This is a genomic window from Chitinophaga sp. Ak27 (genome assembly GCF_012726295.1).
Taxonomy (GTDB): Bacteria; Bacteroidota; Bacteroidia; order Chitinophagales; family Chitinophagaceae; genus Chitinophaga.
Genome location: NZ_JABAOB010000003.1, coordinates 390660 through 404004, shown reverse-complemented (window position 1 = coordinate 404004; position 13345 = coordinate 390660). Strand labels below are relative to the sequence as shown.

The window sequence follows — 13345 nt, the reverse complement described above, 5'->3', positions numbered from 1 at the left end:
ACATTTGTCTAAAACTACCACCATATTAAAACGACTGGGCACACTCTTCCTCTGGGGGCTGGCGTTGACAGGCTTTGTAGTATTGCTGGTAGCTGCTATACAAGACAAAGATGCTGGTAAATGTAAAGGCATACAGGTAAAGTTTGAAGGAAAAGATGACAACTTTTTCATCGAACCCAAAGACATCAAATCACTGATTGCAAAAGATAAAAACCTGAACCCGGTAGGCAAAAAGATCGGCGAAATTAATATCGCACAACTGGAAGCCCTGGTAGATCAGGATCCCTGGGTAAAAAATGCGGAGCTTTACTTCGATAACAGGCAACAGCTAAATATCAAGGTAACGCAACGCGAACCGGTAGCAAGGATATTCACCTTTTCCGGTAACAGTTTTTACCTCGATGCAGCAGGGGAACATATACCGGTATCCGGTCGTTATGCCGCCCGGGTGCCCGTATTCACCGGCTTTCCCACAGATGCAGAAAAGCTGCAGAAAGCGGATAGCCTGCTCAGCACGCAAATTGTGGACATGGGCAATTATATCGGTAATGATCCGTTCTGGATGGCACAGGTAGAACAACTCATGATCACTCCCGATCGTAAGTTTGAATTTATACCTAAACTGGGCGACCAGGTCATTGTATTCGGAGACGGTACTGATATAGAAAAGAAATTTGTCAAATTATTGGCTTTTTACAAAGAAGGATTGAATAAAGTAGGATGGAATAACTATACGCGCATTAACATCGCATTTGAGAATGAAGTAGTGTGTACCCGCAAAGATGGCGTAGTTCCGTTACAACCGGTGATCAAAGCAGACAGTATAAAACTGCCCGCCGTAGATGAACCACCTATTGCAGATGTGGAAGATGCTGATAGCGGTGCAGTAGCGCATCCGGTGGCAACATCGCCCAAACCGGAAGCTGTAAAATCAGCAGCCAAACCGGAACATCCCGCAAAAGGAAAAGAAAAGGCGAAAACGCAGCATGAGAAAGTAGTGAAGAAAGCAAAAGCAGCCCCTGCGCCCGCCAAACAACAACCCAAAGCAGTGTATAAGCCAGGGAATAAATCTGTTAACACATCAAAAAAACAAAAAACGCCATGAATCAGGAAGCTCCCATCATTGTAGGACTCGACATAGGTACTACGAAGATTGCTGCCATTGCAGGACGGAAGAATGAATACGGGAAACTGGAAATCCTGGGATTCGGAAAAGCTACATCATTTGGTGTACAGCACGGTATGGTGCTGAACATCGACCAAACGATCAAAGCTATCAGGCAAGCACTCGAAAATTGTTATGCATCCAACCCCAACCTGGAAATTAATGAGGTGTACGTTGGCATAGCTGGTCATCATATAAAAAGTTTGCAAACCCGCGGGGATATTGTACGCAATGACACTGATGCGGAAATATCCCAGAAAGATATTGATCAACTGATTAATGATCAGTATAAAACAGTTATTCCCGCGAGTGATCAGATTATCGATGTGATCCCGCAGCAATATATTGTAGACAGCCTGCAAAACATCACTTATCCCATTGGTATGTCTGGGGTAAAGGTGGGCGCTAACTTCCACATCATCACCGGCGATAAAAATGCCATCCGTAACATTAACCGTAGCGTAGAAAAATCCGGTCTCAAAATCCGCGACCTGGTACTTCAGCCACTGGCTTCTGCTGCCGCTGTTATGTGCGATATGGACTTTGAAGCAGGTGTAGCCATTGTTGACATTGGTGGTGGAACTACCGATCTGGCCGTGTTTTACGAAGGTATTCTCAAACATACTGCAGTAATCCCCTACGGTGGAGAAAACATTACCAATGACATCAAAAACGGATTGGGCGTATTAAAAACCCAGGCAGAGCAGATGAAAGTGCAGTTTGGTTATGCGCTGGCAGATGAAGCCAAAAGCAATGCCTATATCACCATTCCAGGCTTAAGAGGTCAAAGCCCCAAAGAAATTTCAGTAAAGAACCTGGCCCATATCATCCAGGCCCGTATGAGTGAAATACTCGATTTCGTAGTATACCATCTCAAACAAATCGGTATGGATAATAAAATGCTGAATGGCGGCATTATCCTCACCGGTGGCGGATCCCAGCTGAAACACCTGATACAGTTAACTGAATATACTACCGGCGCAAGCGCCCGCATTGGTTTCCCCAACGAGCACCTGGCAAGCGGCCACATAGATGAATTAACTAAACCTATGTACGCTACCTGCGTAGGCTTGATTTTAAAAGGATATAATGATTTTGAAAATGATCGTAAAGCGCTGGAAGAAAACTATGTAAAAATTAATACCAGCTATCTGGCAAAAGAACAGGCTGCCCAATCAGTTGCACAGCCTGAAGACTGGATAGAAGAAACGGCCCCCAGCAGCCAGGAAATACAAGACCGTAAAGCAAAAGAAAGAAACGCATCCCTGAAAAACTTCTTAGACAAAATGAAAACAAAAATCATTGACATGTTTACAGAAGAAGAAGATGCTAAACTTTAATCGCTATATGGCGCAATTGTTGTAACCAGCAAACGTTTATTATAATAAGAATTAAGAACGATAATTAATAATGACAGGACAAATGAACCATAGTAACATAATAGCATACACGCACTTAATTCTTAATAGTTCATTATTAATTAATCGTACTAACCCATAAAAGTATAGAGTCATGATACATTTTGATCTTCCTAAAGAAAAATCTTCTATCATCAAAGTCATCGGCATAGGTGGTGGTGGAAGCAACGCGGTGAATCATATGTATAGCCAGCGCATTGAAGGGGTAAATTTCATTATTTGCAATACCGATGCACAAGCTATTGCTAACAGTCCCGTTCCCAATAAAATTCAGTTGGGACCTCACCTCACCCAGGGACTTGGTGCCGGTGCAAATCCTGAAATCGGAAAACAGGCGACAGAAGAATCCTTTGAGGAAATCAAAAAAATACTGGAGGTAAATACCAAAATGGCCTTCATTACTGCCGGTATGGGCGGTGGCACCGGTACCGGTGGCGCCCCTATCATCGCACGTATATGTAAGGAACTGGGTATCCTGACCGTTGGTATCGTTACCACTCCTTTCTCCTACGAAGGAAAGAAAAGAATGTTGCAAGCCGACGAAGGCGTACAACGTCTGAAAGAATATGTAGATACCCTGCTGATTATCTCCAACGATAAATTACGTCAGAAATTCGGCGACCTGAAATTCAAGGCTGCCTTCGAAAAAGCAGATAACGTACTGGCAACCGCCGCCAAATGTATCACCGATGTGATCAACTCTACCGGTCAGATCAACGTCGACTTTGCCGACGTTTGTACTGTTATGCGCAACGGTGGTGTGGCTATCCTCGGCGCTGCCCTCGCGGAAGGCGAAAACCGTGCGCAGAGAGCTATCGAAGATGCACTGACTTCTCCATTGCTGAACGATAACGATATACGCGGTGCTAAATGGATCCTCATCAACATCTCTTCTTCTGAAGGTGAATTCGAACATACACTGGATGAAATGGATGTTATCCAGGCCTACGTACAAAGCCAGGCTGGCGAAGATTGCGATGTAATCCTCGGTGTGGGATATGACCAGTCGCTCGACAGACAACTGGGCGTAACCATTATTGCTACCGGCTTTGAACAAAAACCTATTACACAGCAAAAAATCACACCCTCCACCCAGGAACGTGTAGAACCTAAAATAGTGATGCAGCTTGGTAAAGATGGCGATGAGAAGAAAATGAATCTGCAACAACAATCGCAAGGTCTGCTGTTCCAGGAACCGCAAGACCTGATGGCGCCACGACTGATGGAACCGGTAATCACACATCCGGAGCCTGTCATTCCTTATACACCGCCGCAACCGCAGCAACAGCAACAGGCGCCCATCGCTCCTGCCCGTCAGAACTATGTGCTGAACATACAACAAGTACCTACTACCACACAGCAACCTGACCCGCAGATACAACAACAAATGCAACAGGCAGCACATCAGCAACAGCTGCAGCAAATGCAGCAGATGCAGCAACAACAAATGCAGCAACAACAGCAAATACAGCCTGTTCAACAGGTGCCGCCCCCACATACACAGCAGCCAGGCGTGAACGTTATCCAGCCACAAACAGGCAACGCTGCCGGCGGATACCTGAACAGACCAGCACATATTTACGTGGAACCAGGCAGTGTACCTGCTCCTGAAATGAAGATGGTATTTAAAGAGGAAGAAGACGCCGTAAACGTACCTCCAACACCTCCGGAAGTACCTATGCAGCAAGCATATGAAGACCTGGAAGAACAAAAACGCAAGCAGGCAGAAAGAGTAGCCAAATTACGCAGCATCAGCTTCAATGTGAAAAACATGGACAATAACGCGGAACTGGAAAACGTACCTGCTTACCTGCGTAGAAACGTAAACCTGGACAATGGTGCAGGATCTGCCGAACATTTCTACTCCAACTATACCGTGAGTGGGGACCCGGCACAAAATAATCACCCGGAAATCAATACTATCAATACATTTTTAGATGGGAAAAAGCCCGATTGATGAACACATTTGATTGTTTTTTAGTTGTGTTAAAAAAAATCCTCCGGTTCCCCGGAGGATTTTTTTTGATAGCTCCCTATCAATACCCGATTACAATTCATTCAATCCTTGTTTAGCTGCCTGCAGGATGGTCGCCGCTGGCGTGGCTTTCAACGCCTGCACATCACAAGGTTCCAGCAACTGGTTCAGTTTATTCAAAGCAGCGGTATTGTTATTCTTTGTAAACTCCTCTTTCAATAACCTGATCTTCTCAAAATCCTGTATACCTTCTACCATTCTTTCAAAACGAATAGAAGACCTCGGCCCCGGATATACGAAATAAGTATCTCCTGCAGCCCAGGAACGGAAACGGGAATCTAGCAGCGGTGCTTTCACCCAACTGTTATAAGCCCAGCGCAAATAACCACTATACCCTTTATGGGCAGCATACCAGCCCATAAAGGCCGATTCTGCCGGAGGTGAAAACGTAAATGTATTGGGATATCCTTCTGCACAATAAGTGTAAAAGGTAGTAGGCAATCCTTTTTGTATACGCTCCTTCATTACTTCTGCCGGGAATACTTCTTTGGAGGCTACACAGTAATCATAAATCTCTTGTGCAATAGGCGCATGATAGCTACCTGCCAGCGATACCTTGAAGTCCTTGTCTGCCTTCCTGATAATAGCCAGCGCCTGTTTCATGTCTTCCATTGTTCTTTCATCCATTGCGATGGCAGTAATGTTAAACCAGCCTTTCGCTTTCAGGTGCTTTACAAAATCATTCAGCATAGGCTGCCAATGAGCCGTATACTCCGGAGTACCGGGCTTTGCTACGATGAAGGTGTCTTTACCGGCAGCTTCATCATAGTAATAAAATTTCAGGTTCCACGGAATCATGCTATAACAGTTGATTTCCTTGCGGATGCCCAGGTCCATCATGAACTGTACCCATTTGTCAAACACCGTATAATCATACGCCCAGCTACCATTTTTCTTCTTCGTCCATTTAACCATGGTACCATAGATGTCTTCTGTTTGTCCATTCCATGGATCATATATAATGGCGGTAGTAATTACTTTCTGTCCGGCATCTGCCAACATCTTCATGTAGGGCTTCATGGCTTTGAAATGCGCATCGCTCCACGGCTTCAAGCCATATACACGAGCTACGGCATTGGGGCTTTGCCACAGATCCAGGTGAAATTTCCAGTCTTTCGGCGCTGGTAATGTCCGGTCTGTTACCGTTACTTCATAAGGCAGGCTCACGACACCCGCTCCTGCTTTTACGCTGATGCTACCTTTATAAACACCTGCAGGGGTATTGGCCGGCACCTGGATGCTCAACCATACTGGCTGCGTATTATTGGCAGCAATACCTCTTCTATTGATAATATCGATACCATCTGCTACAAGAGAAGAATCGAAATCGACTGTTTTCCGGTAACCACAACCGGTGCCATCTTTGTTCAGTTCGTCGGTCATTACATACCTTACAAATCCTGTAGAGATGGCACTTGCAGGAATTTTTTGTCCTCTGTCATTCTGTAGCGGCGATGTTTGGATACTCACCGCTGGCTGTGCAGTGGTCGTCCAGATAACTAATTGGGCATGTACCCTCTCTCCTTTCCAGGCTTTAACGGCCCAGGAAGGGGATAATGCGTTATCATCAGGCGCATTTCTTTTATCATAACGGGTATCAACAGTACCAAATGCTACATGTAGCCGGGAGCCATTAACAGCTGCCCAGGAGGCCTGGTTAACGGACTTGGGATCGGGCAGTTCCCTGTAATCGCTGGAGGGAGAAGTTTGCGCCCATACGTTTTGTTGCAATGCCAGCAAGGCTAGCATGCCAAAAAATTTGTTCACCATACTAAAATTTAGAGATTCGCGGATATGGGATGTCAGGATTCAATACTGAATGGCCGTATCCCAGAAAACACCTAATATCTATAAAAAAAAGGGATTTTTCATATTTATCGTATAGACGGAAGTGGCTATTCATCACATAAAAAAATGGGGTTCCCAGTGTGTACCTGGAAACCCCATCTCAAAAAAATGACTATCTATTAATGTACAATACGCTTCAATTGCAAGTTAGTAACAGGAGCTACCACCAATGGATATTTCTCAATGGTTACATAGCTGGAATCCAGTCCAAAGCCTCTTTCTTCCGATAAGCTGATCTTCTTCAGGAAGAAATACATCTTCATCACCATCCGTTCATAAAGCGGCAGGTCGTTGTCGTGTGACAAGAATTTTTCCATTACTATAAACTGGAAATCGCCCACCACATTATTCTTACTTAATGACTCGTAACGGCTGGTAATATTTACTTCTTTGTTGCGTACCATGTCTTCCACCACCATTCTGAACATGAGGTTGATGCGTTGCTCCACTTTAAATCCAAGGCGGAACTCTACACGTATTACTTCATTGGGAATAATAGTTTGTACAGAATATTCACTGAGATAAGGTTCATCCACTACATCTACATGCACAAACCAATAAATATCCGCCCTTTTAGGCTTTTTGTTGAGAATAGAATAAATGATTTTATGCTCTATCTCCTTAGGATTATCTGCGCTACTCATATAAACCAGATGGGTAGCATATTTGGGGATAGAAGTATCGTTGCTGAGTTCCTGAATAATAGGCAGGTAATCTTCCAGGCGTACAAACTCCACGTAACGGTTCTTGATCTTACGTGATTTGAACCATACAATCATTACCAGGAAGAGTGCGCCGGCTACTATCACGGTAACATAACCGCCGTGCATAAACTTCACTACGTTGGCAAACAGGAAGGAAAATTCTATCGTAAAATAGACGACCAGGTATAGCAGGATCCATCCTACCCATACCCGCTTGGTATACAGATAAAATGCAAACAGGCAGGAGGTCATCAACATACAAATAGTAATGGACAAACCGTAGGCAGCTTCCATGTTACCTGATTCCTGGAAAAGGAGTACGATGGCTGAGCAGCCAACAAACAGCATGGTGTTGATACCCGGAATATATAGCTGGCCTCTCATTTCAGTGGGATAGTTTACCCTCATTTTAGGCCACAGGTTTAACCGCATGGCTTCCGCGATGAGTGTAAATGAACCCGAAATAAGTGCCTGACTGGCAATAACGGAGGCCAGGGTAGCGATCAAAACGCCAAAAATGATGAACCATTCCGGCATAATGGTAAAGAACGGATTTTGGTCTTTTGGAAGAATCTGTCCTTTTTGGGTAAGCAACCAGGCGCCTTGTCCGAGATAATTTAAAATAAGACAACATTTTACGAAGATCCAGGATACCCGGATATTGCCTCTACCACAGTGACCAAGGTCGGAGTAGAGGGCCTCCGCTCCCGTAGTACACAGGAATACCGCACCCAGGATCAGGAATCCTTTGGGGTACGTAGTTAAGAGTTCAATAGCGTAGTGTGGACTAAAGGCTTTAAAGATGCTGAGGTCATCGGCAATATGTGAAATTCCCAGGATACCGAGCATAGAAAACCAGAGTACCATAATGGGACCAAACAGGCGGCCTATAGATACTGTGCCGAACTGCTGCATTACGAAAAGCCCGGTAATAATGGTCAATACAATCTTTACGATGGTCATTTGGCCAAGATCCTTGAAGACTTCCAGGGTTCTTAAACCTTCAATGGCGGAGGTAACAGTAATGGGAGGAGTAATGATACCGTCTGCCAGTAAGGCAGCGCCTCCTATCATGCCAAAGATAACCGCCCATTTGGCGTGACGCCTGACAAGGGCATAAAGGGAGAAGATACCTCCTTCTCCTTTATTATCTGCACGAAGGGTCAGTATAACGTATTTAACAGTGGTTTGTAGGGTAAGTGTCCATATAATACAGGATATACCTCCAACTACCAGCAGATCGCTGATGGGGTTTCCTCCTACGATGGCTTTGAACACATAAAGTGGAGATGTTCCGATGTCGCCATAGATAATGCCGAGTGCTACTACCAGACCAGCCAGGGAGACCCTGTTAATATTTATTCCCACGTAATAAAAAGTTGGTTAAAAAAGCCTTCAAAATTAGGGGTAAATATTGATACTCCAACAATAAATAATTATAGTGGAAGTATCCGCTACAAAGAGAAAAACCTCTCCCGATTGAACGGGAGAGGTTTTCCTAGTTATCATCTTAATGAGTGATACTGATTAGTTAGCAGGAGCTAAGTCAACAGTGCCAGACTCACCAGGAGTGTTTTGTTTGATGAAACGACCACGGTCGATTCCTTGTTTGTCAGCCAGGTAGTCGATAACTGAATCAACACGACGGCTGCTCAGGTCAACACCACCTTTTTTACCTTTAGCACCTGCGTGGCCAGTAACCAGCACGTTGCAAGAAGGATTAGCTTTCAGGCTGGAAGCTACAGAAGCCAGGATAGCTTCTTGTTCGCTACCAACTTTGGTAGAAGAGCCTTTGAAAGATACGCTGGGCAGCACTAAGCTAGAGCAAGCTGGAGCTATGTGTTTGCAGCATTCTGGATCTGGGCATTTACCAACACCATCAGCGTCAACTGGCTGGCAGTAAGTTGGAGTGATCAGTTGTTTGTCTTTGTAATCAGGAACGCCATCACCATCAGTATCTTTAGCAACACCGTGAGAATCAACTGGTGCGCCTGCTGGAGTGTTAGGTTCGCGATCGAACTGATCAGTTACGCCATCACCGTCAGCATCAGGCAGAACCGGAGCTGGGATCTTCATGTGACGTGGGTTGCTCAGCTCGCTGTAAGCGTATTCCAGTGGGTTGATCCACCATAATGGCTGTACGCGTTTAGAAGAGTTACCCAGGTTGAAGTTCAGACGTAAGCTGGTGTAAGAATAGAAATCTTTAGTTGAACCGCCTGGTCCAGGATAACCATCCAGGTAAGCGTCAAATGGCAGGGTCAGCTTTTCTTCAACACCCAGGTTGAAACGTTTGCTGATTTTGAATGCGATACCAGTACCTACGTCCAGTGCGTGACGCAGTAACTGGTTGTCGTTATGACGACCGATAGCGATTCTGTTACCCTGAGAAGGAGCATTTTGCTCGTATTTACCATCTTGTAAAGACTTCAGGTCTTTTACGATGTCATGACGCTTCTGACCAAAGTTGATAGAAGAATAATCATAACCGTTACCGTTTGCATCCAATGCATCTACGTCAACATCAGCAACTACAATAGAGTAACCAGCCAGTACATACCAGTTAATTTTAGGCTCTGCTCTGTAGAACAGGATATTGCTCAAAGAGGCAATCATGTCCAGAGACAGCTGGTGGTTCTGAGATTTGTAGTTAGGAACGTAAAATCCGTTCTTTGCATATGTTTTAGCCCATGGACTAGCAACACCCGGATTTTCGTAAATCGCTTTGTAGTTCTGACCTTTATCGATAGAACCGATATACTCAGCTCTCAGGGAGAAAGTATGACCCAGTGCTTTTCTCAGGGAGATACCACCGCCAAAACCTGGTCTAGGGTTAACTGTTCCATCAATCAGGTGTAAACCACCGCTTAAACCCAGTTCCCACATATCTCTCGGTTTAGCCGGGAAATTTGATTGGTGGTTCGTGAAGTTATTTTGTTGTACCATACGCTTGCTAGACACTTTGGTGCTATCCAAAGCATCGTAGCCGGTTGGTTGAACCTGTGCAAAACTAGTAGATGCTGATAGTAAACCCACAGCGCCTGCCAGTAATAAGTACTTTTTGCTTGCCATAATTGTTTTTTTTATTAAAAACTGTTAAAAATTTACTAATAACCCGTTTTTTACCTAGCAAAGGTAAATATCATAAATGAATATACAAATTTTTCTTGCAATATTATTTTCATTGATAAGTCCTTCAATATTAAAGCTTAAATGAAAGTATTTATATACCTTAAATCTAGCTAAGTTAAAGGAATGCATACCTCGTGTTAATGAAATCTTTATCTCTTGTTAAGAGAATGTTATACTCCATATACAAATTAGAGGCCAAAATGTTAAAATGTGATTTATAAAACCTAGCTTAGCAATCCTTTTTATTTCATACATGGACGAGATTAAACACCTGATAGGGAAAGAATTACAGGATTTTGAAAGTAAGTTTGCAGATTCAGTAAAAAGCCATGTGCCATTGCTGGACAGGATCATGCATTACATTGTGAAACGCAAGGGAAAGCAGATCAGGCCCATGTTTGTTTTATTATCCGCTAAGCTTTTTAACGAAAACATCCAGGAAAGTACCTACCGCGCGGCAGCCTTGGTAGAACTGCTTCATACCGCCACCCTCGTGCACGACGACGTTGTAGATGATGCCAATGAACGCCGGGGGTTATTTTCTATTAATGCCCTTTGGAAAAACAAAATCGCAGTGCTGGTCGGCGACTACCTACTGTCAAAAGGTCTGTTACTGTCATTGAATAACAACGACTTCCGGACTTTACAGATCCTGTCAGAGGCGGTAAAGGAAATGAGCGAAGGAGAGCTACTCCAGATAGAAAAAACAAGGAAACTGAATATCAAAGAGGATATTTACTTCGAAATCATCCGCCGCAAAACAGCCTCTTTACTGGCTTCCGCCTGCGCCGCAGGCGCATGGAGCAGCAGCAATGATGAACATACCACCGAACAAATGCGCCTTTTTGGCGAGAAAGTAGGCGTTGCCTTCCAGATAAAAGATGACCTGTTCGATTACGGGTCCGCCAAAATTGGTAAACCTACCGGCATCGATATAAGGGAGAAAAAAATGACCCTCCCCCTTATCTATACCCTGGAACACGCCACTCCAGATACCAGGAGAAAGATTATTAATATAGTAAAAAATCACAATACAGAAAAAGATCGCGTAGAAGAAGTCATCCGGTTAGTAAAAGCATCCGGCGGAATTGACTATACCCGCCAAAAAATGTTTGAATACCGGGATGAAGCCCTTACCATATTAAATAAATTCCCGGAAAATGCCGTCAGAAACGGACTGGAATCCCTGGTACGTTTCACAACTGACAGAACATTTTAGAAAGAATAAAAAATAATGTAATATGCAGATGAAGCTGAAAGCAGCGAGCTAACAGCAGCAGGAGATAGTGGTGGAGATACAGGCGAAGCTTTCGCTTCTTAAAATATAATAATGCAAAAACGCTGGACAGTAAAAGCATATCAACCAAATCAGGAACAGTTACTACAGTCTTCATTGCGCATACATCCTTTGCTTTGTAGGTTGCTGGTACAACGCAATGTGACCAATTTTGAAGCTGCCCGGCAATTTTTTCGCCCTACACTGGAAGATCTCCATGATCCCTGGACAATGAAGGACATGGATAAAGCCATTTCAAGAATTGAACAGGCGTTTTTTCAGCATGAAAAAATATTGATATATGGCGACTACGATGTAGACGGCACCACCGCTGTAGCGACTGTGTATGCTTTTCTACAAAAACTCTACGGTAATATTGAATTCTATATCCCGCACCGGTACAGGGAAGGATACGGTATTTCTATGCAAGGTATCGAATATGCAAGGGACAATGATTTCAGCCTGATCATAGCGCTCGACTGCGGCATAAAATCTATTGAACATATTACCATCGCCAAAGAATGGGGCATCGACTTTATTATTTGCGACCACCATCTCCCGGATGCTATACTTCCTCCGGCGATAGCCATCCTGAATCCCAAACAAACAGATTGTCCTTATCCTTATAAAGAACTCAGTGGATGTGGCATCGGCTATAAACTGATTTCCGCGTTTGCACAAAAAAGAGGACTTCCTCCTTCGGAAGCCAATCAATACCTCGACCTTGTTGCCACCAGTATCGCAGCAGATATTGTTCCGATGACCGGTGAAAACAGGGTGCTTGCCTTCCACGGTCTCGTAAAAGTAAATACCGATCCGCTCCCGGGCATTAAAGCTTTGATAACCCTTAGCGCCCTGAAGGAAAAGTTAACAATCGCCAACCTCGTATTCGTTATTGCCCCCCGGGTAAATGCTGCCGGCAGAATGGACGATGCCAGGAAAGCCGTAAACCTGTTTATCGAAAATGACGTGGAAAAAGCGGCTGCTATCGCCGCGGTACTACACGCCGATAACTTCGACCGGAAAGAAATTGACAATACCATCACCCAGGAAGCGATTGTGCTCCTTCAAAATGATGCAGATATTGCCACTAAAAAATCTACAGTACTCTACCAGGCACATTGGCATAAAGGAGTCGTAGGCATTGTTGCCTCCCGGCTTATCGACAAATATTACTACCGGCCAACAATTATCCTTACCCAATCGAATGATGATAAAGTTGCCGGATCTGCGCGTTCTGTAATGGGTTTCAATGTGTATGAAGCTATTCATCAATGTAAAGACCTGCTGGAAAATTATGGGGGCCATTTTTACGCGGCTGGCATGACCATGAAAACAGAAAATGTAAAAGCATTCCAGGAGCGCTTTGAAGCCGTAGTAGCCAATACGATACGCCCTGATCAACTGGTACCGGAAATCGTGATCGATTCAGAAATCCAATTATCTGATATTACTCCTGCCTTTTATAATATCCTGAAACAATTTGAACCACTGGGACCAGAAAACCTACGCCCGGTTTTCCTGGTAAGGAACGTCACAGATAATGGTTATTCAAAAATTGTGAAAGACGAACATATCAAGTTCTCTGTAAAACAAGGCAAATATGGCCCTACCATGTCGGGAATTGGCTTTTACATGGCAGACAAATTCAGCATTTTAGCAGATAAAAGGCCATTTGATATGGCGTTTACGCTCGATGAAAATGAATGGAACGGGCAAACATCCCTGCAGCTCAAAGTCATTGATATCAGGCGCCATCAGTGATCCGAT

At 44.2% G+C, this 13345-nt stretch carries 8 protein-coding genes; 5 read left to right on the top strand and 3 right to left on the bottom strand.

Translation table 11 applies throughout. From position 1 onward, the window contains the following. Positions 1–4 precede the first annotated feature (4 nt). From HGH90_RS13130 to ftsZ, 3 genes are all read left to right on the top strand, one after another. Entirely contained in the window at positions 5–1105 is a 1101-nt protein-coding gene (locus HGH90_RS13130; RefSeq protein WP_168761870.1) for a cell division protein FtsQ/DivIB, read from the top strand. Next, entirely contained in the window at positions 1102–2505 is a 1404-nt protein-coding gene (ftsA, locus tag HGH90_RS13125) for a cell division protein FtsA (RefSeq protein WP_168742907.1), read from the top strand. The genes HGH90_RS13130 and ftsA overlap by 4 nt, the downstream gene beginning before the upstream one ends. A gap of 172 nt (positions 2506–2677) precedes the next feature. After that, entirely contained in the window at positions 2678–4540 is a 1863-nt protein-coding gene (ftsZ, locus tag HGH90_RS13120; protein ID WP_169191288.1) for a cell division protein FtsZ, read from the top strand. Positions 4541–4630: 90 nt separating this feature from the next. Here ftsZ and HGH90_RS13115 read toward each other — a convergent pair whose 3' ends face one another. The 3 genes from HGH90_RS13115 to HGH90_RS13105 form a co-directional block, all read right to left on the bottom strand. Next, positions 4631–6388 (bottom strand): DUF4091 domain-containing protein, encoded by a 1758-nt coding sequence (locus tag HGH90_RS13115; protein WP_211172636.1) that lies wholly within the window; start codon positions 6386–6388, stop codon positions 4631–4633. Positions 6389–6585: 197 nt separating this feature from the next. Next, on the bottom strand, positions 6586–8538 hold the full coding sequence (locus HGH90_RS13110) for a KUP/HAK/KT family potassium transporter (RefSeq protein ID WP_168761868.1): 1953 nt from the start codon (positions 8536–8538) through the stop codon (positions 6586–6588). 159 nt (positions 8539–8697) lie between these two features. Next, positions 8698–10239 carry an OmpA family protein gene (locus HGH90_RS13105; protein ID WP_169191287.1) on the bottom strand — a complete coding sequence of 514 codons (1542 nt, stop codon included), beginning with the start codon at positions 10237–10239 and terminating at the stop codon, positions 8698–8700. A 313-nt stretch (positions 10240–10552) separates the two neighbouring features. On the opposite strand from HGH90_RS13105, the gene HGH90_RS13100 reads away from it, so the two are divergent. After that, positions 10553–11518, top strand: coding sequence for a polyprenyl synthetase family protein (locus HGH90_RS13100; protein WP_186452326.1), 966 nt, complete (start codon positions 10553–10555; stop codon positions 11516–11518). Between the two features lie 111 nt (positions 11519–11629). Continuing rightward, positions 11630–13339, top strand: a complete 1710-nt coding sequence (recJ, locus tag HGH90_RS13095) for a single-stranded-DNA-specific exonuclease RecJ (RefSeq protein ID WP_169191286.1) — start codon at positions 11630–11632, stop codon at positions 13337–13339. The last annotated feature ends 6 nt before the right edge of the window (positions 13340–13345 follow it).